The 23,446-nt window shown below is 74.7% G+C and carries 28 protein-coding genes; 19 read left to right on the forward strand and 9 right to left on the reverse strand.

All coding sequences use genetic code 11. The annotated features are described in order from the left end of the window. The first annotated feature begins 1 nt into the window (after position 1). The 7 genes from AB2L28_RS19410 (at position 2) to AB2L28_RS19440 (ending at position 6,726) form a co-directional block, all read left to right on the forward strand. Positions 2-1,531: an ABC transporter substrate-binding protein gene (locus tag AB2L28_RS19410; RefSeq protein ID WP_370720642.1), complete on the forward strand. Its 1,530-nt coding sequence runs from the start codon at positions 2-4 to the stop codon at positions 1,529-1,531. Then, positions 1,528-2,469, forward strand: coding sequence for an ABC transporter permease (locus tag AB2L28_RS19415; RefSeq protein WP_370720643.1), 942 nt, complete (start codon positions 1,528-1,530; stop codon positions 2,467-2,469). The genes AB2L28_RS19410 and AB2L28_RS19415 overlap by 4 nt, the downstream gene beginning before the upstream one ends. Positions 2,470-2,510: 41 nt before the next feature. Further along, a complete protein-coding gene (locus AB2L28_RS19420) occupies positions 2,511-3,419 on the forward strand; it encodes an ABC transporter permease (protein ID WP_370720706.1) in 909 nt (302 codons plus the stop codon). After that, the gene (locus AB2L28_RS19425) at positions 3,416-4,393 is read left to right on the forward strand and encodes an ABC transporter ATP-binding protein (RefSeq protein WP_370720644.1); all 978 of its coding nucleotides are present in this window, start codon (positions 3,416-3,418) and stop codon (positions 4,391-4,393) included. The genes AB2L28_RS19420 and AB2L28_RS19425 overlap by 4 nt, the downstream gene beginning before the upstream one ends. Beyond that, positions 4,390-5,463 carry an ABC transporter ATP-binding protein gene (locus AB2L28_RS19430; RefSeq protein ID WP_370720645.1) on the forward strand — a complete coding sequence of 358 codons (1,074 nt, stop codon included), beginning with the start codon at positions 4,390-4,392 and terminating at the stop codon, positions 5,461-5,463. The genes AB2L28_RS19425 and AB2L28_RS19430 overlap by 4 nt, the downstream gene beginning before the upstream one ends. 154 nt (positions 5,464-5,617) lie before the next feature. Continuing rightward, entirely contained in the window at positions 5,618-5,779 is a 162-nt protein-coding gene (locus AB2L28_RS19435) for a hypothetical protein (RefSeq protein WP_370720646.1), read from the forward strand. After that, positions 5,776-6,726, forward strand: a complete 951-nt coding sequence (locus tag AB2L28_RS19440) for a DNA-3-methyladenine glycosylase family protein (protein ID WP_370720647.1) — start codon at positions 5,776-5,778, stop codon at positions 6,724-6,726. Before AB2L28_RS19435 ends, AB2L28_RS19440 begins: the two co-directional genes overlap by 4 nt. 45 nt (positions 6,727-6,771) lie before the next feature. On the opposite strand, the gene AB2L28_RS19445 is transcribed toward AB2L28_RS19440, so the two are convergent. The 5 genes from AB2L28_RS19445 to AB2L28_RS19465 all read right to left on the reverse strand — a co-directional run bounded on the left by AB2L28_RS19445 (position 6,772) and on the right by AB2L28_RS19465 (position 10,526). Continuing rightward, positions 6,772-7,539, reverse strand: a complete 768-nt coding sequence (locus AB2L28_RS19445; RefSeq protein WP_370720648.1) for an SDR family NAD(P)-dependent oxidoreductase — start codon at positions 7,537-7,539, stop codon at positions 6,772-6,774. A gap of 76 nt (positions 7,540-7,615) precedes the next feature. Further along, complete coding sequence (locus tag AB2L28_RS19450) at positions 7,616-7,993, reverse strand: cyclophilin-like fold protein (RefSeq protein WP_370720649.1); 378 nt, start codon at positions 7,991-7,993, stop codon at positions 7,616-7,618. Beyond that, the gene (locus AB2L28_RS19455) at positions 7,990-9,279 is read right to left on the reverse strand and encodes an MFS transporter (protein ID WP_370720650.1); all 1,290 of its coding nucleotides are present in this window, start codon (positions 9,277-9,279) and stop codon (positions 7,990-7,992) included. The genes AB2L28_RS19450 and AB2L28_RS19455 overlap by 4 nt, the downstream gene beginning before the upstream one ends. Before the next feature lie 173 nt (positions 9,280-9,452). Further along, the gene (locus tag AB2L28_RS19460) at positions 9,453-9,722 is read right to left on the reverse strand and encodes a carboxymuconolactone decarboxylase family protein (protein WP_370720707.1); all 270 of its coding nucleotides are present in this window, start codon (positions 9,720-9,722) and stop codon (positions 9,453-9,455) included. 216 nt (positions 9,723-9,938) lie between these two features. Next, positions 9,939-10,526: an MmyB family transcriptional regulator gene (locus AB2L28_RS19465; protein ID WP_370720651.1), complete on the reverse strand. Its 588-nt coding sequence runs from the start codon at positions 10,524-10,526 to the stop codon at positions 9,939-9,941. A gap of 193 nt (positions 10,527-10,719) precedes the next feature. Here AB2L28_RS19465 and AB2L28_RS19470 point away from each other — a divergent pair, with 193 nt between their 5' ends. From AB2L28_RS19470 to AB2L28_RS19485, 4 genes are all read left to right on the forward strand, one after another. Continuing rightward, the gene (locus tag AB2L28_RS19470; protein WP_370720652.1) at positions 10,720-11,709 is read left to right on the forward strand and encodes a quinone oxidoreductase family protein; all 990 of its coding nucleotides are present in this window, start codon (positions 10,720-10,722) and stop codon (positions 11,707-11,709) included. 121 nt (positions 11,710-11,830) lie between these two features. Further along, complete coding sequence (locus AB2L28_RS19475; RefSeq protein WP_370720653.1) at positions 11,831-12,814, forward strand: aldo/keto reductase; 984 nt, start codon at positions 11,831-11,833, stop codon at positions 12,812-12,814. Between the two features lie 112 nt (positions 12,815-12,926). Further along, positions 12,927-13,361, forward strand: a complete 435-nt coding sequence (locus tag AB2L28_RS19480; RefSeq protein ID WP_370720654.1) for a cupin domain-containing protein — start codon at positions 12,927-12,929, stop codon at positions 13,359-13,361. A gap of 11 nt (positions 13,362-13,372) precedes the next feature. Then, positions 13,373-14,230, forward strand: a complete 858-nt coding sequence (locus tag AB2L28_RS19485) for an aldo/keto reductase (RefSeq protein ID WP_370720655.1) — start codon at positions 13,373-13,375, stop codon at positions 14,228-14,230. Between the two features lie 73 nt (positions 14,231-14,303). On the opposite strand, the gene AB2L28_RS19490 is transcribed toward AB2L28_RS19485, so the two are convergent. Genes AB2L28_RS19490 through cofD form a run of 3 tightly spaced genes read right to left on the reverse strand, consistent with a single transcriptional unit; the run spans position 14,304 to position 17,232 of the window. Next, positions 14,304-15,161 carry a helix-turn-helix transcriptional regulator gene (locus tag AB2L28_RS19490; protein ID WP_370720656.1) on the reverse strand — a complete coding sequence of 286 codons (858 nt, stop codon included), beginning with the start codon at positions 15,159-15,161 and terminating at the stop codon, positions 14,304-14,306. A 47-nt stretch (positions 15,162-15,208) separates the two neighbouring features. Then, the gene (cofE, locus tag AB2L28_RS19495) at positions 15,209-16,249 is read right to left on the reverse strand and encodes a coenzyme F420-0:L-glutamate ligase (RefSeq protein ID WP_370720657.1); all 1,041 of its coding nucleotides are present in this window, start codon (positions 16,247-16,249) and stop codon (positions 15,209-15,211) included. Next, the gene (cofD, locus tag AB2L28_RS19500; protein ID WP_370720708.1) at positions 16,246-17,232 is read right to left on the reverse strand and encodes a 2-phospho-L-lactate transferase; all 987 of its coding nucleotides are present in this window, start codon (positions 17,230-17,232) and stop codon (positions 16,246-16,248) included. The genes cofE and cofD overlap by 4 nt, the downstream gene beginning before the upstream one ends. A 418-nt stretch (positions 17,233-17,650) precedes the next feature. On the opposite strand from cofD, the gene AB2L28_RS19505 reads away from it, so the two are divergent. The 6 genes from AB2L28_RS19505 to AB2L28_RS19530 all read left to right on the forward strand — a co-directional run bounded on the left by AB2L28_RS19505 (position 17,651) and on the right by AB2L28_RS19530 (position 22,138). Continuing rightward, positions 17,651-17,911, forward strand: a complete 261-nt coding sequence (locus AB2L28_RS19505) for a WhiB family transcriptional regulator (protein WP_370720709.1) — start codon at positions 17,651-17,653, stop codon at positions 17,909-17,911. Positions 17,912-18,005: 94 nt separating this feature from the next. Continuing rightward, entirely contained in the window at positions 18,006-18,362 is a 357-nt protein-coding gene (locus AB2L28_RS19510; protein WP_370720658.1) for a hypothetical protein, read from the forward strand. A gap of 168 nt (positions 18,363-18,530) precedes the next feature. After that, positions 18,531-20,624, forward strand: a complete 2,094-nt coding sequence (locus AB2L28_RS19515; RefSeq protein WP_370720659.1) for a HAMP domain-containing protein — start codon at positions 18,531-18,533, stop codon at positions 20,622-20,624. Positions 20,625-20,626: 2 nt separating this feature from the next. Next, complete coding sequence (locus AB2L28_RS19520; RefSeq protein WP_370720660.1) at positions 20,627-21,055, forward strand: roadblock/LC7 domain-containing protein; 429 nt, start codon at positions 20,627-20,629, stop codon at positions 21,053-21,055. Beyond that, on the forward strand, positions 21,052-21,549 hold the full coding sequence (locus AB2L28_RS19525) for a DUF742 domain-containing protein (protein ID WP_370720661.1): 498 nt from the start codon (positions 21,052-21,054) through the stop codon (positions 21,547-21,549). Before AB2L28_RS19520 ends, AB2L28_RS19525 begins: the two co-directional genes overlap by 4 nt. Next, positions 21,539-22,138 (forward strand): GTP-binding protein, encoded by a 600-nt coding sequence (locus AB2L28_RS19530; RefSeq protein WP_370720710.1) that lies wholly within the window; start codon positions 21,539-21,541, stop codon positions 22,136-22,138. The genes AB2L28_RS19525 and AB2L28_RS19530 overlap by 11 nt, the downstream gene beginning before the upstream one ends. Positions 22,139-22,152: 14 nt before the next feature. Here the strand turns inward: AB2L28_RS19530 and AB2L28_RS19535 are convergent, their stop codons facing one another. Beyond that, complete coding sequence (locus AB2L28_RS19535; protein ID WP_367638561.1) at positions 22,153-22,587, reverse strand: metallopeptidase family protein; 435 nt, start codon at positions 22,585-22,587, stop codon at positions 22,153-22,155. An 87-nt stretch (positions 22,588-22,674) separates the two neighbouring features. On the opposite strand from AB2L28_RS19535, the gene AB2L28_RS19540 reads away from it, so the two are divergent. Together AB2L28_RS19540 and AB2L28_RS19545 are read left to right on the forward strand one after the other, a co-directional pair. Beyond that, complete coding sequence (locus AB2L28_RS19540) at positions 22,675-23,091, forward strand: DUF3499 domain-containing protein (RefSeq protein WP_370720662.1); 417 nt, start codon at positions 22,675-22,677, stop codon at positions 23,089-23,091. Between the two features lie 77 nt (positions 23,092-23,168). Further along, positions 23,169-23,438 (forward strand): hypothetical protein, encoded by a 270-nt coding sequence (locus AB2L28_RS19545; protein ID WP_370720663.1) that lies wholly within the window; start codon positions 23,169-23,171, stop codon positions 23,436-23,438. Positions 23,439-23,446: the final 8 nt, after the last annotated feature.

Consider the following 23,446-nt stretch of genomic DNA (forward strand, 5'->3'; position numbering starts at 1 on the left):
CATGCGCCGCAGATCAGTCCTCGCCACCCTGGCCGCCTCCCCGCTCGTCGTGGCGGGGTGCAGCGCCGGCGAGCAGGTCGACACCGGGGACGGCGACTCCGGCGGGGGTGCCGGCAGCGCGTTCGTCGCCGCCATCAGCGCCCAGCCCGACCAGCTCGACCCGCACAAGACGACCGCCTACCCGGCGTTCCAGGTGCTGGAGAACGTCTACGACACCCTCGTGGTGCCCAGCCCCGACGACCTGTCGATGCAGCCGTCGCTGGCCACGGACTGGGAGACCAGCGACGACGAGCTGACCTGGACGTTCACCCTCGTCGAGGGCGCCACCTTCCACGACGGGACCCCGTTCACGGCTGAAGACGTCGTGTTCTCCTACCGCCGCATCATCGACCAGCAGCTCGCCAACTCGGCGCGCTTCGCGACGGTCGCGGACATCTCCGCGCCGGACGAGTCCACCGTCGTCATGACCCTCACCCGGCCGACCCCGAACCTGCTCTCGCGCATCGGCGCGTTCAAGGGCATGGCCATCGTGTCCAAGGACGTCGACGAGTCCACGCTGACGACGCAGGCCAACGGGACGGGGCCGTTCTCGCTGCAGGGGTCCTCGGCCAGCGAGATCTCGCTGAGCCGGTTCGACGACTACTGGGGGGACGCCCCGCAGATCGGCGGCGTCACGTTCCGGTTCCTGCCCGAACCGGCTGCGGCGCTGACGGCGCTGACGACTGACCAGGTGCAGTGGACCGACAACGTCCCCCCGCAGCGCGTCGCCACCCTCGACGACGACGAGTCGGTGGAACTCGGTCAGGTCCCTAGCGTCGACTACTGGTACCTGGCGATGAACTGCGCCAAGGCGCCGTTCGACGACGTGGCCGTGCGCCGCGCCGTCGCGTTCGCCGTGGACCGCCCGGCCGTCACCGAGGCCGCGAAGTTCGACACCGCCCGGCCCAACCAGACCGCCATCCCCGAGGGCAGCGAGTGGTACTACGACTACGCGCCCTTCGAGACCGACGTCGACCAGGCGCGGTCGCTGCTGCAGCAGGCAGGGGTGCAGACGCCGCTGACGATGGGCCTCATGGTCACCTCGGAGTACCCCGAGACCGTGACCGCCGCGCAGGTCCTGGCCAGCCAGCTCGAACCCCTCGGCATCACCGTGGACATCCAGACCGAGGACTTCGCGACCTGGCTGGACCGGCAGGGCCGCGGCGACTTCGACGCGTTCATGCTCGGCTGGCTGGGGAACATCGACCCGGCGGACTTCTACGAGGAGCAGCACCGCACCGACGGGCCGAACAACTACCAGAAGTACTCCAACCCCGTCACCGACGACCTGCTCGACCGGGCGGCCGTCGAACCGGACCAGGGTACGCGCAAGTCGCTGTACGACCAGGCGGCCAAGCAGATCGTGGACGACGTCTCCTACCTCTACCTCTACAACCCCGACGCCGTGCAGGTGTGGGAGCAGGGGATCACCGGGTACGAGGTGCGGGCCGACAAGGCGGTGAACTTCGACACGGTGGTCCTGCCGTCGTGACGGGTTTCGCCCTCCGGCGGACGCTGCAGGCGCTCGTCGTCCTCGTCGGCGTGAGCGTCGCGGCGTTCGCCCTCGTGCACCTCGTGCCGGGCGACCCCGTCCGGCTGGCGCTGGGGACCCGGTTCGACCAGGCCACCTACGACGCGCTGCGCGAACGGGCTGGCCTGGACCAGCCGCTGATCACCCAGTTCTTCACCTGGTTCGGCGGAGCCGTCACCGGCGACCTCGGCGTCAGCTTCCGCTCCGGTGACCCCGTCACCCTGCTCATCCTGGAACGGTTGCCCGCCACGGTGTCCCTGGCCGCGGCCTCGATCCTCGTGGCCCTGCTCATCGCCGTCCCGCTCGGGACGGCCTCGGCGCTGCGACCCCGGTCGGTCCTCGACGGGGCCGGCACGGTGCTGTCCCAGATCGGCATCTCGGTGCCGGAGTTCTGGATGGGCATCATGCTCATCCTCGTGTTCGCCGGGACCCTGGGCTGGTTCCCGGCCGGGGGGTACGTCCCGCTGAGCGAGGACCCCGCCGGCTGGTTGCGCTCGCTCGTCCTGCCGGCCGTGACGACCGGGCTGGTCTCGGGCAGCGTCCTGACGCGCTTCACCCGGTCCAGCGTCCTGGAGGCGCTGTCGGCCGAGCACGTGCGCACCGCCCGGGCCAAGGGGCTCGGGGCCCGCGCCGTCCTGAACTGGCACGTCCTGCGCAACGCGCTGCTGCCCCTGGTCACCGTCACGGGCGTGCAGCTGGCCTACCTGCTGTCGGGCGTCGTCGTGGTGGAGATCGTGTTCGCCTGGCCGGGCCTGGGGCAGCTCGCCCTGCAGTCGGTGCAGTCGCGGGACTACCCCGTGCTGCAGGGGGCCGTCCTGCTGTTCGCGCTCGTGTTCCTCGTCCTGAACCTGGTGGTGGACCTGCTGTACTCCAAGCTCGACCCGAGGATCAGCGCGTGAGCGCCGCGACCGGTGCGCCGGGTGCCGCCCCGGGCGCCGCGGTGGCGGGCCCGCGCCGGCGGCCGTCCCTGGCGGGCCTGCGGCTGCTGCTGTCCTCCCCGCCGTCCGCGGCCGCCGCGGTGGTGCTCGTCGTGGTGGTTCTGGTGGCCCTGTTCGACGACCAGATCGCCCCCGCGGGGGCCAACGACGTCGACGTGGCCCAGCGGTTGCAGCCGCCGGGCCCGGGGCACTGGTTCGGCACCGACGACCTCGGCCGCGACGTGCTGTCCCGGGTCGTGCTGGGGGCGAAGGTCTCCTTGCAGGTCGGGGCCGTCGCGGTGGGGTTCTCCCTCGTCGCCGGGGTCCTCGTCGGGTTGTTCGCCGGTTTCTACGGCCGCTGGGTCGACACCGTCCTCATGCGCCTCATGGACGTGCTGTTCGCGTTCCCGGCGATCCTGCTGGCCATCGCCGTCATCGCGGTCCTCGGGCCGGGGACGACGAACGCGATGATCGCCATCGGCATCACCTACACCCCGGTGTTCGCCCGGGTGACGCGCTCGGCGGTGCTGGGGGTGCGCGAGACGGTGTACGTGCGGGCGTCGCGGTCCGTGGGCGCCCCGGACCTGCGGCTGCTGTTCCGGCACGTGCTGCCGAACGCGGCCCCGCCCGTCATCGTGCAGACCTCGGTCAGCCTGGCGTTCGCCGTCCTCGCCGAGGCCGCCCTGTCCTTCGTGGGGCTGGGGACGCAGCCGCCGGACCCGAGCTGGGGCCGGATGCTGTCCGAGGGCCGCGGGTACATCGACCTCGCCTGGTGGATCGCGGTGTTCCCCGGCCTGGCCATCGTCCTGCTCGTCCTGTCGTTCAACCTGCTCGGCGACGGGTTGCGCGACGTGCTGGACCCGCAGCAGCGCAGCGCCTTGCAGGCCGGGAGGCGCACGTTCGGCGGTCGCCGCGGGAGGGGGTCGCGATGAGCGTCCTGGAGGTCCGCGACCTGCGGGTCGAGCTGGACACCCCGCGCGGGGTGGCGCACGTCGTGAACGGCCTGGACTACACCGTCGACGCCGGTGAGACCGTCGCGATCGTGGGGGAGTCCGGCAGCGGCAAGAGCGTGTCCGTCATGGCGCTGCTCGGGTTGCTGCCCGGGCACGCCCGGGTCACCGGGTCGGCCCGGTTCGAGGACCGCGAACTCCTCGGGGCGAGCGAGGCCGAGTTGCGCACCGTGCGCGGCAACGGCATCGGGATGGTGTTCCAGGACCCGATGACGTCGCTGAACCCCGTCCTGACCATCGGCCGCCAGGTGGGGGAGGGGTTGCTCGCGCACCGGCTCGTGACCTCGAAGAAGGCCGCGCGCGAACGGTCCGCCGAACTCCTCGCCGACGTCGGGCTGCCCGATCCGCGCGGCGTCCTGGACCGGTACCCGCACCAGTTGTCCGGCGGGATGCGCCAGCGCGTCGTCATCGCGATCGCCCTGGCCGGGAACCCGCGGCTGCTCGTCGCCGACGAGGCGACCACCGCCCTCGACGTCACGGTCCAGGCGCAGATCCTCGACCTCGTCGCCCGGCTGCAGGACGAGCACGGGACCGGCGTCGTGTGGATCACCCACGACCTCGGCGTGGTGGCCGGCACCGCCGACCGGGTGCTCGTCATGTACGGCGGGCGGTGCGTCGAGGACGGGTCGGTCGACGACGTGTTCGACGACCCCACCCACCCCTACACCCGCGGTCTGCTGGGTTCGCTGCCGTCGCTGGAGTCGGCGGGGGAGGACCTCGTCGCGATCCCGGGGACCCCGCCACCGCCGACGGACCTGCCGCCCGGGTGCGTGTTCCACCCGCGCTGCCCCGTCCGCGGGGACGCCCGGTGCGCCACCGAGCAACCGCCGTTGACGCCCGTCGGGGGTTCCGACAGCCACCGGGCGGCCACGTTCTACGGGCTGGAGGGGCGATGACGACCGACACGACGACCGGCACGACGAGCGACGTGCTGGTGCGGGCCCGGGACCTGCAGGTGCACTTCCCCGTGCGGTCCACGGGGGTGCGGCGCCGGACGACCGGGGCCGTGCGCGCCGTCGACGGCGTCGACCTGGACGTGTTCCGGGGCGAGACGCTGGGACTGGTGGGGGAGTCCGGGTGCGGGAAGTCCACCCTCGGCAACGCGCTGCTGCGGCTGGTGGAACCCACGGGCGGTTCGGTGGAGTTCGACGGCACCGACGTCACGGGGTTGTCCTCACGGGACCTGCGCGCGCTGCGCCGCCGGGCCGTCATGGTGTTCCAGGACCCGTACGCGAGCCTGGACCCGCGCACGACGGTGGGGCAGACGATCGCCGAGCCGTTGCAGGTGCACGGCCTGCACCGGGGGGCCGGTGCCCGCGCCGCCCGCGTCGCCGAGCTCCTCGACCTCGTCGGGCTGGACCCGTCGGTCGCCTCGCGCTACCCCCACGAGTTCTCCGGCGGCCAGCGCCAGCGCGTCGGCATCGCCCGCGCCCTGGCCGGCGAACCCGACTTCGTCGTGTGCGACGAGGCGATCGCCTCCCTCGACGTCAGCGTGCAGGCGCAGGTCCTGAACCTCCTGCGCTCGCTGCAGCGCGAGCTGGGCCTGACGCTGCTGTTCGTCTCGCACGACCTGGCGGCCGTGCGGCACCTGGCGGACCGGATCGCGGTCATGTACCTGGGGCGGGTCGTCGAGGTCGCCTCCGCGGCCGACCTCGCCGCCGACCCGCAGCACCCCTACACCCGGGCCCTGCTGTCCGCGGTGCCCGTGCCGTCCCCGGCGCGCGAGCGGCGGCGCGAGCGGATCGTGCTGTCCGGCGACGTGCCCTCGGCGGCGCGCGTGCCGTCGGGGTGCCGGTTCCGGACGCGGTGCCCGCAGGCGTTCGAGCCGTGCGACAGCGTCGACCCGGCGCTGCAGGGTGTGGGTGGGAACGGCCACGTCGGGGACGGCCACGTCGGGGACGGCCACGTCGGGGACGGCCACGTCGCGGCCTGCCACCTGCACGGCCTGGTGCCCGCCGGCGACTGAGGCGCACCTCGCTGCCACGGCGTGCCCCCGGGGTCGGGCGCACCGCCGGGGTTCCGCCTCGTTGCCTCCTCGGGGTTGATGATCGGCCCCGGGGAGGCAACGAGGCCACCCACGCTCCTCCGCAGCGAGGCCGCGATGGCCCGACGCGGTCGTCGTGGGGTACGCCGTCGGTCCCGCCGTGCTGGCCAGCCCCGTGCTGTCCGCCCTCGGCTACGTCCCGGTGGTCGCCCTCGTCCTGGCCGGGTCCTCCCTGGCCACCCGGCCGCCCGCGCGGCGACCGGAACCGGTGGCCCCGGCGCTTACCGTGGAGGCGTGAGGCCGGACGGGGAGCTGCGCTGGGCGCCGGGCCGCCCCGTGCCCGTCGCCGCGATGCTGCGGCCGCTGCGCCGCGGCGGGGGCGACCCGACCTTCCGCCAGGACCCCGACGGGTCGGTCTGGCGCGCCACCCGCACCCCCGACGGACCCGTGGTGCTGCGGGTGCGGGCCCACCCGGCGGACGCCTCGGTGCACGCGCAGGCGTGGGGGCCGGGCGCGGACCGGGCCCTGGGCGGGGTGCCCGAGCTGCTCGGCGCCGCCGACGAGACGTGGGCCGAGTTCGTGCCCCGTCCCGAGCACACCGTCCTGGTGGAGTCCTGGCGGGCGCACCGGCACTGGCGCGTGGGCCGCACCGGGGCCGTGTTCGAGGCCCTGTCGGCCTCGGCGCTGGAGCAGGTCGTGACGAGCGTGGAGGCGTTCGCCGCCTGGCGCCGCCTGGTGAGCAGGTTCGGTGAACCCGCCCCCGGCCCGGTGGGTCTGCTGCTGCCGCCGACGCCGCAGCAGTGGTCGCGGGTGCCGTCCTGGGAGTGGTTGCAGGCCGGTGTCGAACTGCGCCGCCGGAAGGTGACGATCCTGGCCGCGTCCCGCGCGGCCGGTCTCGAGCGCACGCTGGCGATGCCCCCCGACGAGGCCGACCGGGCGCTGCGGTCGCTGCCGGGGGTGGGGGTGTGGACGTCGGCGGAGGTCCGCCAGCGCGCCCACGGGCACGCCGACGCGTTCAGCTTCGGGGACTACCACGTCGCGAAGGACGTCTCCTGGGCGCTGACGGGGGAGGTCCTCGACGACGCCGGCTGCGCCGAGGTCGTGGAGTGCTACCGGGGGCACCGGTTCCGGGTGCAGCGGCTCCTGGAGTTCGCCGGGGCCCGCCGGCCGCGGCGGGGTCCGCGGATGACGGTGCCGACCCACACGCCGAACCGGGCCCTGCGGGCCGCGCGGGCGGTGCGCTGAGCCCGGCTCGGCCGGCGAGCGCGCCGGGCCCCGGCGGTCCCGGGCCTACTGCGCGGTGTGGCCCGCGTCCACGGGCAGGGCCGCGCCGGTGACGTAGCTGGCGGCGTCGGAGCACAGCCACAGCACGGCGGCCGCGATCTCCTCCGCCTTCCCGAGCCGGCCCAGCGGCACGCCCGCGGCGGCCGCGGCGGTGTCGAGCTCCCCACCGGCCGCCATCCGCGCGACCATGGGGGTGTCGATGGTGCCGGGGCAGACGGCGTTGCAGCGCACCCCGTGCCTGCCGTACTGCAGGGCGACGGACTTGGTCGCGCCGATGACGCCGTGCTTGGTGGCGTGGTAGGTCGTGCGCCCGTCGCCGCCGACGAGACCGCCGAGGGAGGAGCAGTTCACGATCGCCCCGGAACCCTGCCGGCGCATCTGCCGCAGTTCGTGCTTCATCGAGGCCCACACCCCCTTGAGGTTCACCCCGACGATCGCGTCGAAGGCCTCGAGGCTCTCCTCGGCGGAGTCGACCGGCGGGAGCATGATGCCGGCGTTGTTGAACGCCATGTCGAGGCCGCCGAAGGTCTCGACGGTCGTCTCGACGGCGGCGGCGACCTGGGCCTCCTCGGTCACGTCGCACCCGATCGCGACGACGTGCCGGCCCTGCGCCCGCAGCTCGTCGGCGAGGGTCCGGGCCGCCTCGGCGTCCACGTCCACGACGGCGACGTTCGCGCCGGCGTCGGCGAAGGCGCGCACGGCGGCCTCGCCCATGCCGGCGCTGCCGCCGGTCACGAACGCGGTCCGGCCGGTGAAGTCGTAGGTGACGGACATGCTGGGTGTTCCTCCGGGGTGTGCGGGGTGTGCGGGGTGTGCGGGGTGTGCGGGGTGTGCGGGGTGCACCGGGTCGTCAGCCGGCGGCGGGCACCGCCTCGATCGTGACGGTCGGCCGGCCCTCGCCCTCGACCAGGGCGTCCAAGGGGTCCGAGACGTGGCCGAGGACGACGAGCCCGGCCGACCGGGGGAAGTCGCGGTAGAAGAGGGCGAGGTTGCCCCAGGGGGCGTAGTAGGCGATGTCGCCGGCCGTGGCCGCCGCGGCGTCGGGGGAGCCGTCGGTGCTCAGCCGGCCGGGCAGGTCGGCGACCTTCTCGGTGGCGTGGAAGTCGGCGAGGGTCAGGGTCAGCGGCAGCATGGCCGCGAAGTCGCGGGCGGCCGCGCTGTCGTTCAGCGTCGCCGCCAGCGGCGTGCCCTCGGTGGTGGTGATGCGGATGTCCACGGGTGCGGTCATCTCCCGTCGTCGGTGGGGTGGTGGTTCGTGCTCGTGCTGGTGCTGGTGGTGGTGGTGGTGGTGGTGGTGGCTGCGGCGCGTCCGGTGCCGGCGGTGAGCAGGACGACGACGGCGGCCAGGACGGCGAGGGCGGCGTAGCCGAGCGCGATGGTCTGCAGCCCCGTCCCGGCGGCGCTGAGCCGTCCCGAGACCAGGCTCGGCACGGCCGCCCCGCCGTAGGAGAACAGGTAGACGGTGGACATCAGCCCGGCGCGCTCACCGGGGCCGATCCGGTGCAGCAGGCCGCGCACCGAGCCGGTGAAGGCCGCGCCCTGCGCGGCGCCGGCGACGATCCCGCAGGCGATGACGGCGGTGACGCTACCGGTGCGCAGCCCCGTCACGACGCCGGTCACGGCCAGCGCGAACACGACGATCCCGGCCCGCTGCGCGTTCGGGGGCCGCAGCCGGCCGGTCAGCGGCCCGCCGAGGGCGTAGGGGGCCATGAAGGAGGCGAAGACGACGCCGGCGACCAGCGTGCTGCGGGTGCCGAGGTCCTGCGCGGAGATCGTGGGGCTGAAGGCCTGGTAGAAACCGCCGAAGGCCCAGGTCCCGCAGAAGACGGCGACGGCGGCGGGCAGCAGGGGCCGGATCGACCGGGGCAGGTGCACGCGCGGGCGCAGCGAGGCCAGCGCCCCCGCGCGCCGGTCCACGGCCTCGGGGCCCAGGGCCAGCAGCACGGCGCAGACGGCCAGCAGGGCGACGACGGCGAGGTAGGGGGTCTGCTCCGGGGCGGGCCCGTGCTCGGCGAGCGCCCCGGCGCCCAGCGCGCCGAGGGTCAGGCCGACGAGGGGGGAGCCGGCGACGGCGGTCGCGCCCAGCCAGCTCGGCCGGCCCGGGGCGAGGTCGACGATGCCGGCGGCGACGGCCGAGGAGCCCAGCCCGCAGGCCAGGCCCTGCAGGAAGCGGCCGGTCGCGAGGACGCCGAGGCCGGTGACGTCGAGCAGGGCCAGGGAGCCGGCGGCGGCCAGGCCCAGGGCGGTGAACCCGACGGCCTTGCGCCCGACGTGGTCCGAGAGCCGGCCCAGCACGACGAGGGCGAGCATGACGGCGACGAAGTAGGTCACGGCGGCGACCGACAGGTCACCGGTGGTGAGCCCGTCGGCGGCGCGGTACCGCTCGTAGAGCGGGATCGGCGCGCCCGAGGCGGTGAACACGACCACCAGCGAGGCCACGGCGGCGGCGAAACCGAGCCGCCGGCGCGGCAGCACCCGCTCGGGGGCGGCGGTGCCGGTGCTCGGTGCGCTCATCTCGGGGTCGTCCTCGTCGTCTGCGGTGCTCGGGCGCGGTGGGCGCGGTCGGTCCCCTGTCCGCCCCGTCGGCCCCCGGCCGAGCCGGGCCCGTGACCACCCGGTGGACCCGGCCGGGGACGGCCCCGGGGGGACTCGCCGGACCGGGTGGGCCCGGGACCGGGGGGGGACGGTCAGTCGTCCTGCTCGACGATGTTCTTCAGCACCGTGGTCGCGCCCATGCCGTTGGGCCAGCCGGCGTAGAAGGCCAGCTGCAGCAGGGCCTCCTTCAGCTCCTCGTCGGTGACGCCGTTGCGCCGCGCGTAGGCGAGGTGGAACTGCAGCTGCTCCATCTTCCCCAGGGCGGTGAGCGCGGAGATGGTGACGAGGCTGCGGTCGCGCTTGGACAGGCCCTCGCGCTCCCAGACCTCGTCGAAGAGGACCTTGTCGGTGTAGTGGACCATCCCGGGGGCGAAGTCGCCGAAGGCGTTCTGCCCGCCGGTCCAGCCGGTGCTCTCCTGCTGCTCAGCCACGCTGTCTCCTCTCGTCGGGGCGGGATCCCTCCCGCACGGGCACCATGCAACCGCGCTCCGGGCGGGTCTGCCAGGCACGGTCGTGAGGGGGTACCGCCAGGGCCTGGCACGCCCGGGCGGACCCCGGCCGCGCGGGTGCGCGCCGGGTCAGCCGCCGGCGTGGTCGTCGGCGGCCCAGCTGGCCAGGATGCCCAGCCGCTCGGCCGAGGCCGTGCCCGGCGCGGTCGTGCCGATGCGCAACGTCAGCGCCCGGTCACCGGCCGGCACGAGGTCCTCGCGGACCAGCTCCAGCTCCCCGACCAGGGGGTGGGCGACGACGACGCGCGGCCGGTGGGGGGCGCACCGCCGGGTGCTCGACCAGCGGGTCCGGAACGGGACGCTGGTGGTGGACAGCTGCCCGACGAGCCGGTGCAGGGTCCGGTCGTGCGGGTCGCGCGCGGCCGCGGTCCGCAGCCGGTGCACGTGCTCGTCGGCGACCCGGTCCCAGTCGGGGTAGAACGCCGTCGAGGCGTCCTCGTCCAGGAAGAGGAACCGCGCCAGGTTCGGTCGGTCGTGCCCGAGCACGGGGGCCAGCACCGCCCGCCCGAGCGGGTTGGTCGCGACCACGTCCAGCCGGTCGGTGAGGACCGCCGCGGGGGTGTCGGTGACTGCCGCGAGGGCGGCCCGCAGACCGGGGCGCAGCCGGGCCGGGGGCGTCGTCCGGTCGGCGCGGCCGCCGACCCCGCGGGAGGTCATCACCCGAGTCCACGCCGGTGCCCGGACGTGTGCCAGTCCCCGCCGGTACCCCCGCAGCCCAGGGTCTGCCACCGGCGTGCGGTCCGTGGTGCCCTGGACCGGACGCCCGCACCGCCCCCGCCCGTCACGGGTTCCCCCCCCCCGCCGGCGGACCGGCCGGTGCCCTCGCCCGCCACCAGGGAGGCAGTACCCGATGACCGACACGATGCGCGCCCTGATCGCCGGACGTGGACCCGACTGGGTCCTGGACGACGTGCCCGTCCCGCGGCCCGGACCCGGGCAGGTCCTCGTCCGCGTCCGGGCCGCGGCGGTGAACAACGCCGACCTGCCCCTGCTCGCCGCGGCCGACCCCACCGCGGGTGGGCACGGGGACGAGTTCGTCGCCGGGTACGAGTACGCCGGGGAGGTCGCCGCCGTCGGGGCGGGCGCCGGCCACTGGCGGGTGGGGGACCCGGTGATGGGTTCGATCCCGTCGTCGTTCGCCGAGTTCGTCGTCGCCGACCACCGGTTCGTCGTGCCCCGCCCGGCGGGGCTCGCCCCGCACGAGGCCGTCGCGCTGCCGACCGGTCTGCTGACCGAGCACGGCGCTCTCACCGTCGCCGGGTTCCGGCCCGGCCAGAGCGTGCTGGTCACGGGCGCCTCGACCGGCATCGGGCTCGTCGGCGTCCAGGTCGCGAAGGCGCTCGGCGCCTCCCGGGTGATCGGCACGACCCGCAGCCCGGACAAGCGGGACCTGCTCACCTCGGTCGGCGTCGACGACGTCGTCGTCACCGGCGAGCAGGACCTGACCGGGGCGGTGCTCACCGCCACCGGCGGCGAGGGGGTCGACGTCGTCCTCGACCACGTCGGCGGCCGGGTCTTCGCCGACTGCCTGCCCGCCACCCGGCACGACGGGCACGTGGTGAACATCGGCCGGCTCGCGGGCCCGGCCTCCACCGTCGACCTCGACGCGCTGTCCTACCGGCACCTGAGCGTCCACGGCGTCTCCTTCGGCTTCACCCGGGCCCAGGAGACCGCGGGCGTCGTCGCCGGCCTGCTGCCCGAGGTCCTGCCCGCCGTCGAGCGCGGGGCGGTCCGTCCCGTCCTGGACCGGGTCTTCCCGGTGGACCGGGCGGGGGAGATCGCCGCCCACGTGCGCTCGGGGCGGGGAACGGGCAAGGTCGTCGTCGCGCTCGACGGCTGACCCGGCCGTCGTCGGGGGCCCGCGCCAGAGGTGGTACCAGCAGGGTCTGCCACCGCCCCGGTGACCGACCTAGCGTGGAACCGCACGCGAACGGACGAGCGAAGGAAGAACGAGGAGCGGCATGGAGCACGCGCACCTGGGACGCTCGGGCCTGCTGGTGTCCAGGATCGCCCTGGGCACCATGAACTTCGGCGACGCCACGGGCGAGGCCGAGGCCCACGAGATCCTCGACGCCGCCCTCGAGGCCGGCGTCAACCACATCGACACGGCCGACGTCTACGGCGGCCCGCAGACCCCGGACATGGTCCAGGGGTACGGGACCTCCGAGGAGATCGTCGGCGACTGGTTCGCCCGCACCGGCCGCCGCGACGAGGTCGTGCTGGCCACGAAGGTCTACCAGCCGATGGGGACGGGGCCGAACGACCGCCACCTGTCGGCGTACCACCTCAAGCGCGCCTGCGAGGCGAGCCTGCGGCGGCTGCGGACCGACCACATCGACCTGTACCAGATGCACCACGTCGACCGGGACACCCCGTTCGAGGAGATCTGGCAGGCGATGGACCAGCTCGTGACCGAGGGCAAGATCACCTACGTCGGCTCGTCCAACTTCGCCGGCTGGGACGTCGCCACGGCCCAGCTGACGGCGAGGTCGCGGAACTCCCTCGGCCTGGTCTCGGAGCAGAGTTTCTACAACCTCGCGAACCGCGCGGTCGAGCAGGAGATGATCCCTGCGCTGCAGCACTTCGGGGTCGGGCTGCTGCCGTGGAGCCCTCTGTTCCGCGGCGTCCTCGCCGGCCGCGACCCGGGCCCGGACGCGGTGCGCCGAGGTTCCGACGGCGCGCAGGCCGAGCGCCGGCGCCTCGCGGACCAACTCGCCCGCTACGAGGAGTTGTGCCACCGTCTGGGGTACGCCCCCGCGCAGGTCGCGCAGGCGTGGTTGCTGCACCAGCCCGCCGTCTCGGCGGTCATCGCCGGGCCCCGGACGACCGCCCAGCTGCGGTCCTCGATCTCCGCGCTGGAGATCGAGCTGGACACCGCGACGCTGGCCGAGCTCGACCGCATCTGGCCCGGTCCCGGCACCGCGCCGCAGTCCTACGCCTGGTGACGCCGCGCGCCCGTGACCTCGCGAGAGACCGACCGGTGACCGACCGCGGGGCACCGGCAGAACACGCAGGAAACTCAGGAAACTCAGAACACGCAGGAAACCTGGAGGAACGATGACGAGCCCCGACGACTTCGACCAACCCTTCCCGACCGGCGAGGCCAACGACGCCTTCGCGCAGTACTTCACCGGGCAGAGCTACCTCGCCCCCCTCGCCGGGGGGAGCGTCCCGGTCTCGAACGTCTCCTTCGAGCCGGGGTGCCGCAACAACTGGCACGTCCACCACGGCAGCGCCGGTGGCGGCGACCAGGTCCTGCTGTGCACCGCCGGCTCGGGCTGGTACCAGGCCGAGGGCGAGGAGCCGGTGAGCATGGTCGCGGGGTCGGTGGTCCGCGTCCCGGCCGGTACGAAGCACTGGCACGGCGCGAAGGCCGACGCGTGGTTCAGCCACCTGGCCTTCATCACGCCCGGGGAGGGCGTCAGCAACGAGTGGCTGGAACCGGTCACCGACGAGGTGTACGGCCAGCTGTCCACGAACGACGGGAAGTGAAGAGGAACACCATGAGCACCCTGGACGAGACCTACACCCTGACCGGCGGCGTCGAGATCCCCAAGCTGGGGCTGGGCACCTGGTTCATCGACGACGACCAGGCGGCCGACGCCGTGAAGGCCGCGATCGAGGTCGGGTACCGCAACATCGACACCGCCCAGGCGTACGGCAACGAGCGCGGTGTCGGTGAGGGCGTGCGCACCTCCGGCGTGCCGCGCGCGGACCTGTTCGTGTCCACGAAGCTGGCCGCCGAGATCAAGGACTACGATGGCGCGGTCGCGGCCATCGACGGGTCCCTGTCGACGATGGGCCTGGACTACGTCGACCTCCTGCTCATCCACGCCCCGCAGCCGTGGGACGACTTCCGCGGCGGGGACTACTCCGAGGGCAACCGCCAGGCGTGGAAGGCCATGGAGGAGGCCCTGCAGGCCGGCAAGGTGCGGGCCATCGGCGTGTCCAACTTCCTCCAGGAGGACCTGGACGACCTGCTGGAGACGGCCACCGTCACCCCGCACGTGAACCAGGTGCTGGTTCACGCCGGCAACACCCCCACGGAACTGCTGGCCTACTGCGAGAGCAAGGGCATCCGCGTCGAGGCGTACTCCCCGATCGCCCACGGCGAGATCCTCGACAACGCCGAGGTCAAGGCGATGGCCGAGACGTACGACGTCTCGGTCCCGCAGCTGTGCATCCGCTACGTGGTGCAGCTCGGCACCGTGGCCCTGCCGAAGACGGCGAACCCCGACCACATGCGCTCCAACGCGCAGGTCGACTTCGTCATCTCCGAGGACGACATGGCCACGCTGCGGGACCTGCACGACCGCGACTACGGCGACAGCTCCGCCTTCCCGGTCTACAGCGGCAAGTGAGGCACCGTGCCCCCGCCGACCGGGCCCTCGCGGCCCGGTGGCGGGGGCACCCGTGCGTCCGCCCCGCCCGGGGTCAGCCGCTGAGCGCCGCCGCGCCCTGGACCTGCCCGGCCAGCCGGCGCATCCGCTCCTGCGACGGGGTGTTCGGCTCGGCGCTGTAGGCGGTGAGCGTCAGCCCCCGCTGGGCGGGCATCGCCAGGGCGTCCATGCTCAGGTGCAGGTCGCCGACCACCGGGTGCCGGAAGTCCTTGTAGCCGCTCTGGTGCAGCCGCACGTCGTGCCTGGCCCACAGGGTCCGGAACTCCTCGGACCTGGTGGACAGCTCGCCCACCAGCTCGGTCAGCCCCTCGTCCGAGGGGTCGCGGCCGGCCTCGGTGTGCAGCAGCGAGACGGCGACCTCGGCGGCCTCCTGCCAGTTCGGGTAGAGCCGGTGCGCCCCCTCGTCGAGGAAGCAGAACCGCGCCAGGTTCACCGGGCGCGCGGGGTGCGCGAACGCCTCCGAGTAGAGCACCCGGCCCAGGGGGTTGATCGCCAGCACGTCGAGGCGGCCGTTGCGGATGAACGCCGGGATGCCGGTCATGCCGTCCAGCAACCGCTGCAGGCTGTCCGAGACCTGCCCGCGTCTCCGGCGCGCCGACCTCGGCGCCGGTCCCGCGGCGCGGGCGAGGTCGAACAGGTGCTCGCGCTCGGCGTCGTCCAGCTGGAGCGCGCGCACGAGGGCGTCGAGGATCCCGTCCGAGACCCCGGCCAGGTCACCGCGCTCCAGCCTCGTGTAGTACTCCACGCTGACGCCGGCGAGCAGCGCGACCTCCTCGCGGCGCAGGCCCGGCACGCGGCGGGTCCCCCCGAAGTCCGGCAGGCCGGTGTCCTCCGGGCGCAGCTTGGCCCGGCGGGTCATGAAGAACTCCCGCGTCTCGGCTCGGTTTTCCACGCTCCGACGGTAGTTCACCCGGACCGGCCGGACCGTCTCGGCCCGGGTCAGCGCGGCAGCTCGACGGCGCGCACGAGGACGCTGCCGGGTTCGCGGTCCACCAGTCCGACGAGGAACTCCGTCCACAGCGCCGCGAGCACCCGCTGGGTCAGCGCGCCGAGGGAGAACTCGTCGCCGGCCTCGACCCGCAGCCCCGGCCCCTCCCGGCGCACCGCGCCACCGGAGACGGGCCCGGCGGCGAGGGCCACCTCGGCGGCCCGGTCGAGGCGGTCGGTCAGGGTGCCGGGCACCACGGGCGGGGGTTCGACGCCGCCGGCGCCCAGGGCCGCCCGCACGGCCTCGACGTGGCCCAGGCGGAACCAGTCGCCCGCCCCGGAGCGCACGAGGGAACGGGCCCCGGGGCCGGGGTCGTCCAGGGGCAGCACGAGGTCGGCCAGGCCGCGGAACAGGGCGGCGGGCACGCCCTCGGCCTTGCCCTTGACGAGGTCGGCGGCAGCGGCCAGCTCGTCGACGACGGCGCGCGCGGTCACCGACAGCTCCCGCCCGGAGGCGTCGAGGCTGCCGCGCAGGTCGTCGAGGGCGTCGAGCCCGGCGGCGCCGAGGGCGAAGTCCGTCTGCCCGGCCCGCCACGGCCGGCCGGCGGTGTCGGTGACGACGACGCCGACGACGGCGCCGGTCAGCTCGTGCAGCCGGGCCCGCAGGGCGCGGGCCGCGGCGTCGGGGTCGTGCGGCAGCGTCAGGACGACCTCACCCTCGACGTTGGACGCGTCGACCCCGGCGGCCGCCATGACGGGACCGGCGGCCGACTCCACGATGCGCGCCGTGCCGGTGGGGGTGCGCCGGGCGGCGACGAGGCGCCGCGACTCGCGCAGCACGACGTCGTCGCGGTCGGTGGCGGCCGCGGTGAGCCCGTCGGCCTTGGACACGACCTTGCTGGAGACCGCGATGACGTCGCCGTCGCTGAGGGAGGCGCGCTGGGCGTGCAGGGCGTCGACCACGAGGGCGGCGACGTCGTCGCCGGCGTGGACCTCCCCGATGCCGGTGAGCCCCACGACCTGCAGGTGGCCGGGGGAGTGGTGGGCGCTCACGCGGCGCGCTCCCGGCCGGCCAGCTCCAGCCCCAGGTCCAGGGCGGCTCCGGCGAGGTCGGCCGTCGCGGCCGGCGAGCTCATGAGCAGCGGGCGGCGCCGGACCACCAGGCCCGGGCGCGCGGGCGCCTCGTCGCCCTCGGCGATGAGCCAGCCGTCGAGGAAGTCGGCGTACAGGCCGGCGACCGCGGCCGCCGTCGTCGGGACGCCGACGGCGGCCAGGCAGGCGTCGGCCATGCCGCGCACGGGGGCCCCGGCGATGACGGGGGAGACCCCGACGACGGGGGCGGTCGTCTCGACGAGGGCCTGCCGGACGCCGGGCACCTGCAGCACCGCGCCGATGGACACGACGGGGTTGCTCGGCGGCAGGACGACGACGTCGGCCTCGCGCAGCGCGTCGAGCACGCCGGGGGCGGGGGTGGCCCGCTCCGCGCCGACGGCCTCGATGCGGACGGCGGGGACCGCGGCGTGCAGCCGGACCCACCACTCCTGGAAGTGGACGCGGCGCACGGCGCCGCCGGGGCCGTCGGCGAGGTCGACGTGGGTCTGGACCACGTCGTCGGTCATGGGCAGCAGGCGCACGCCCGGGCGCCACCGCTCGCACAGCCGCGCGGTGACCTCGGACAGGGTCGCTCCCTCGGCCAGCATCCGCGTCCGCACCAGGTGGGTGGCGATGTCTTTGTCGCCGAGGGTGAACCACGAGGGTTCGGCGCCGTAGGCGGCGAGCTCGTCGGCGACGCCGGACGTCTCCTGCGCCCGGCCCCAGCCGCGGGCCTCGTCGATGCCGCCGCCCAGGGTGTACATGACGGAGTCGAGGTCGGGGGAGATCCGCAGTCCGTGGAAGGTCACGTCGTCGGCGGTGTTGCCGACGACCGTGACGTCCGCCCCGCTCCGTCCGGGGTCGGGGGAGGCCGCCAGGTGGGCCAGCAGTCCGCGCAGGAACCGGGCCCCGCCGACACCGCCGGCGAGGGCCGTGATCCGCAGGGGTCGGCCGGGTCCGCTCACGTCGCTCACGGTGCTCATCATCCCCCGTCGCCCTCCCGGGCCCTCCGCCTCACCCGTCCGGTCGCACCCGCGGGGCGCGTCCGGGCACGCCTCGGGAGCACCCCGGGAGCACGTCGGGGCGCGCCCGGTGTGACGGGTGTGACGAGTGTCCTCGCGAGTGCAGCACGAGGTACCACGCTGGGCTTGACTCTGCGGGACGACACGCGTGTAATTCTCTTAGTGGTGGTCGCAGGGTGACTGGCACATCACCGGCAGTGACGGGACGAGGCTGTGGGGGCCACCAGTGAGTGACGACGTCGAGTACCTCGAACCCGAGGACGAAGCCGAGGACGTGACCGGCGAGGGCGCGGCGGGTCCCACGAGCGCCGACGGCCGGCCCGAGCTGACGCTCGTGGAGATGACGGGGGGCCTGAGCGGGCTGTCCGGCCTCACGCCGGAGGACCCGGGCTGGCAGGAGCTGGCCCTGTGCGCCCAGACCGACCCCGAGGCCTTCTTCCCCGAGAAGGGCGGGTCCACCCGCGAGGCCAAGCGCGTCTGCCAGTCCTGCGAGGTCCGCCAGGAGTGCCTGGAGTACGCCCTCGGCAACGACGAGCGCTTCGGCATCTGGGGTGGCCTCAGCGAGCGCGAGCGCCGCCGCCTCAAGCGCCGCATCGGCTGACGGCCCCGCGCGGCGACGCTCAAGCCGGTTCCCCGGCCTGCCGAGAAGACAGGTCGGGGAGGACCGCCGGACCTCCGGGAGCAGGAGGGGAGCGATGAACCAGTCGATCTGGGAGCGGCGCCAGGCCGTCGCCTCCCGCCTGGAGGGTCACGTCCGCACCGAGCGCGCCGTGCGCGACGAGTTCGAGACGGCCCTGGCCGCGGCGTCCCTCGACGCCCGGGACGTCGACCCCGACGGGCACCTGGGCCGGGCCGTCGCCGCGGTCGCCCACCTCGCCGCGGGCGCCCCGGGGTTCGACGTGGTCCTGGGGCTGGCCTCCGGCGACCACGGCGTGCGCGTGCAGGCCGGTGCGGACGGGCGTGCGCAGGTGCAGGTCGTGGAGCTGAGCACGCAGGAGTCCGCTCCCGTCGCCGTGGCCTCCGAGCTCGCCGCCCTGCTGTGGCAGCGCTGACCCGCCCGACCTCCCGGCAACGATTCAGCAATCATCCGTTCGGCCCCTGAAGGGTCCTCGCGGACCCGACGATCACTCTTCCAGCGCCGGTTCCCCGGCGAGCACGTCACCGATGACTGTCCGGTGCGCCGCCTCCGCCGAGGGCGCTCCGCTGGAAGAGGAGCAGGGATGACCTTCTTGTTGCGCCGCGTCCGGGTGGGCGCACGCTTCGCCATCGCGTTCGGGGTGATCCTGGCGCTGACCCTGCTCACCGGCGTGGTCGCCTACGTCGGGAACCAGGCCCAGCACCGGGCCGTGGAGCAGACCCGGGAGACCTCCCGGGTCGTCCAGTACGCCACGCAGCAGAAGTTCTGGGGCGCCGACGTCTCGGGCTGGCAGACCGGCGTCGCGTTCGACACCTACCGCGTCGGCGCGCAGGCCGCCCTCGACCCGTCCTCGGCCAACTTCGCCGGCCTCGAGAAGGACAAGCAGGCCCTGCGCCTGGACCTGCTGACCGCGCCCCTGGACATCATGACCCCGGGCGAGCAGGACATGAACAAGCAGCTCATCGCGCTGTGGGACAACTGGTTCGACTTCGACAACCGTGCGGTCATCGCCTACCGCGACGGTCGCGTCGCCGACGCCGAGGGCTACCTCAGCAACGGCCTGGCCGCGTTCCAGGACATCGTCACGGTCACCGACCAGCTCACGGCCTCCGTCACGGCGCGCGACGGCGCCGCCCAGGCCGCCGCCACGCGCACCGCGAGCCTGGCCCAGGGCTTCATCGTCGGCTTCGCCGTCCTGGCCGTCGTCCTCGTGGCCCTCATGCTGCTGGCCCTCATCCGCACGGTCGTCGTCCCGTTGCGCGCGCTCACCGCCCGCGCCGACGAGGTCGCCTCCCAGCGCCTGCCCGAGGCCATCAGCGCCGTCCGCGCGATGCCGGCCGACGCGACGCCGCCCACGCTGCCCGCGTTCTCGGTCACCACGAAGGACGAGCTGGCCGACCTGGCCGTCGCGTTCAACCACGTCCAGGACAGCGCCCTGGACCTGGCCGTCGAGCAGCACCGCGCCGACCGCGCCGCCGCCGAGATGCTCGTCAACCTCGGCCGCCGCAACCAGAACCTGCTCAGCCGGACCCTGGCCTTCCTGGCCGACCTCGAACGCGGCGAGCGGGACCCGCAGGTCCTCGAGAAGCTGTTCAAGCTCGACCACCTGTCCACCCGCGTCCGCCGCAACGCCGAGTCGATGCTCGTCCTGGCCGGCGCCGAGCAGACCCGCGCCAAGTCCCGCCCGGTCAAGGCGGCCAACGTCGTGCGCGCGGCCCTGGCTGAGATCGAGGACTACTCCCGCGTCGACCTGTCCACCCTCGACGACGTCACGCTGCACGGCAGCGCCGCCGCCGACACCACCCACCTCATCGCCGAGCTGCTGGAGAACGCCACCGCGTTCTCGGCCGGCAGCACCCGCGTCGTCGTCACCGGCACCGCCACCGGCGAGGGCGGCTACCGCATCGCGATCGCCGACGCCGGGATCGGCATGAGCGCCGAGGAGCTCGACGAGGCCAACAGCCGCATCGCCTACGCGGCCCTGACCCGCCCCGACTCCCGCCTGCTCGGCCACCACGTCGTCGGTCTGCTGGCCGACCGCTGGTCGATGGGCGTCGTCCTGTCCGCCGGCGCGAGCGCGGGCGTCGTCGCCACGGTCGAGCTCCCGCCGTCGCTGCTCGTCGAGGCTCCCGCCGCAGCCCCCGCCACGGCGTCCGCGCCCGTGGAGGTGGCCCCCGTGACCGCGCCCGTGGTCGCGGTCGCCGAGCCCGAGCTCGTCGCCGCCGTGCAGGCGGTCCAGGCCGCTCCCGCGCAGGCCCTCGCGGCCCCGGTCGCTCACGCGGCCCCGGTCGCCCCGGTCCCGGCTCCCGCGCCGGCCCCGGGTCCGCAGACGGCTCCGGTCGTCCCGTCCGCCCGCGTCCGCGGCGCCCAGCTCGGCGAGCTCGGTCGCGACCTCGGTCGCACGGCCGACACGGGTGCGGGCCCCGTCGTGGCCTCCCCGCCGGTCGAGGTCCCCGTCCAGGCGCCCGTGGTGCCCACCCGCGTGCGCGGCGCCCAGCTGCCCGACACCGGGGAGGACGCGGCCGCCGCCGCGACGACCCCGCGTTCGGCCGACCAGGTCCGCCGCGGCCTGTCCGGCCTGCAGAGCGGTGTCTCCCGCGCCCGCCGCGAGAGCGCCGAGCTCCACGGCACCGGGTCCACCGGAGCGTCCACCGAAGCGTCCACCGAGAGCGAGTGATCATGAGCGTCAGCACCGTCAGCCAGAACGCGCAGGACGTCAACTTCCTGCTCGAGCGCTTCGTCGAGCAGACCCCGGGCGTGGAACAGGCCATCGGGGTGTCCTCCGACGGCCTGCTCATGACCATGCGGGCCGACCTGGTCCGCGCCGACGCCGACAAGCTCGCCGCCACGGTGTCGGGCCTGACGACGCTGGCCGTCTCGGCCTCGCGCCTGCTGTCCAAGGGGCCGCTGAGCCAGGTCATCACCGAGTTCGGCTCCGGCTACCTGCTGGTGTCCTCGATCGCGGGCCGGGCCTGCCTGGGGGTCGTCACCTCGGCCGACTGCGACCTGGGGCTCGTCGGCTACGAGACCACCATGCTCGTCGAGCGGGTCGGGTCGCTGCTGACGCCCGAGCTCGTCACCGAGCTGAAGACCTCCCTGCAGCTGTGAACCGCGACGCGCTCGACGGGTTCGAGGACTTCGACGAGTTCGACGAGTTCGACCGCCCGTTCCTCGGGGCGGGAGCCGCCGCTCCCGCCCCGGCCCCCTCCGCCGCCCCGGCGGCGCCGGAGGACGGGCGGGAGGACGAGGACGGGCAGGAGGGGCACGAGGAGGTCCGCGCCTACCTCCTGACGGGTGGTCGCACGGGTGGTGGCGCCGCGGGCGTCGCCATGGAGACCACCGCCGTCCTCACCCCGCTGGGGGAGCGGGCGGTGGCCGAGCGGTCCCTGGCCTTCGAACCCGGTCAGGTCCTGCAGGTCTGCGCGCAGGCGCGGTCGGTCGCCGAGGTGGCCGCCCTCGTCGGCGTCCCCCTGGGCGTGGCCCAGGTCCTGGTCGGCGACCTCGTCGGCCGCGAACTGCTCATCACGACGTCCACCGCGAAGTCCCTCGCGTTCGACGTCTCGTTCATCGAGAGGTTGATCAACGGTGTCGCTGCCCTCTGACGTCCGGCCGTCCGTCCCTGTCGAGGTCGCCGTGAAACGACCGCCCATCCCGGTCAAGATCCTCGTCTCCGGCGGTTTCGGGGTCGGCAAGACCACGACCGTCGGGGCGCTGTCGGAGATCGAGCCGCTGAGCACCGAGGCCGCCATGACCTCGGCCTCGGTCGGGGTCGACGACGCGGGGGAGGGCAGCCAGAAGACGACGACGACGGTGGCGATGGACTTCGGCCGGGTCACCATCGACGACAGCATCATCCTGTACATGTTCGGCACCCCCGGGCAGGACCGGTTCGGCTTCATGTGGAACGACCTCGCCGACGGCGCTCTCGGCGGCATCGTCCTGGTCGACCCCAGCCGGATCGACGACTGCTTCGTGGCGCTGGACTACTTCGAGAAGATCGGCCTGCCGTTCGTGCTGGCCGTCAACTCCTTCGCCGGTCGCACCCAGCTCACGCTGGACCAGGTGCGGGCCGCGGCCAACGTCGACCCCGCCGTCCCGGTCGTCGCCCTCGACGCCCGCAGCCGCGAGGACGTCAAGCGCGCCGTCCTGACCCTGCTGCAGCTCATCCTCTCGCGGGCCAAGGCGGCCTGAGCCCACCCGTCACGTCACTCGCCGTAGCGGGGGTCCACGTCCTCCGGCGGCAGGTCCAGCAGGTGCGCCACCTGCTCGACCACGACGTCGGCGACGAGGTCGTCGAGGTCGTCGCCGTCGGCGCGCGTCTCCAGGGGCCGGCGGTAGAGCACCACGCGGGCCGGCCGCTGCCCCTGGGCCGGGAACAACCGGCCCAGGGGCACGACGTCGTCCTCCCACGGGGCCGGGTCCGAGGGGGGCACGTCCTCGACGGCGAACTCGACCCCCGCCAGCTGCTCGGCCCAGCGCCGCTCCAGCAGCTCGACGGCGTCCAGCACGAGGTCGTCGAACCGCTCCGCGCGCGTGCGGGCGGCCGGCAGCGACGCCGGCAGCAGGGGTCCGCGCAGGCCGCGGCCGTGGCGGTCACGGCGTCGGCGGGGGCGGGTCTGAGCCCGGCGTCGGAGGACCACCGGGCGAGAGTACCCGCGGCGCGCCCCCTCGGCGGTGAGCGGCGCGGTGGGCGGCGCGGGCCCGCGCCGGGGGGTAGCGTGCCGCGCGTGACCACCCGCACCCCAGGAACGAACGCCTCCCGCCCGGGAGCCGGCCGATCCACCGCCCCCAGCGCCCGGCGCTGCTCGCGGACCGCGTGCGGGGGCACCGCCGTGGCGACCCTGACCTACGTGTACTCCGACTCCACCGCCGTGCTGGGCCCGCTGGCCACGTTCGCCGAACCCCACACCTACGACCTGTGCGCCGTGCACGCCGAACGCCTCACCGCCCCGCGCGGCTGGGAGGTCGTCCGGCTGGCCCCCGAGCTGCTCGAGGCGGCCAAGCACCACGACGACCTCGACGCCCTCGTGGACGCCGTGCGCGACCACCCGCTCGGCGGGCGGGGCGCGGGCGCCATCGACCCCGACGCCCCGGCCGTGCGCCGGGGGCACCTGCGCGTCATCGGCGACCGCGACCGGCGCTGACGCGGCGCCCGGGAGCGGGCGCGAAGTCACCCGCTGGGACGTCTCAGCTGCGCCGGGGGCCCTGCCGATGGACACCCGTGCCAGCCGCTGACGCGCCCCGAGCCACCCGACGCCCCCGTGCCGCCCGGACCGCCCCGCCGCTGGGTTCGCTGACGCAGGCGGCCCACCGCGAGAGCGCCGTGTGCGCCCACTGCGGCAGCGAGCGCGTCACGCAGCTCACCATGTCGCTCACCGACGGCACCCCCGTGCAGTTCACCTCCTGCCACGTCTGCGAGGAGCGCAGCTGGACGTCGGCGGCCGGTCCCCTGAGCGTCGACGGGATCCTGGAGCGCTCCCGCAAGCGCTGAGCCACCCG

Origin of the sequence: Kineococcus mangrovi (assembly GCF_041320705.1) — a bacterium.
Lineage (GTDB): Bacteria > Actinomycetota > Actinomycetes > Actinomycetales > Kineococcaceae > Kineococcus > Kineococcus mangrovi.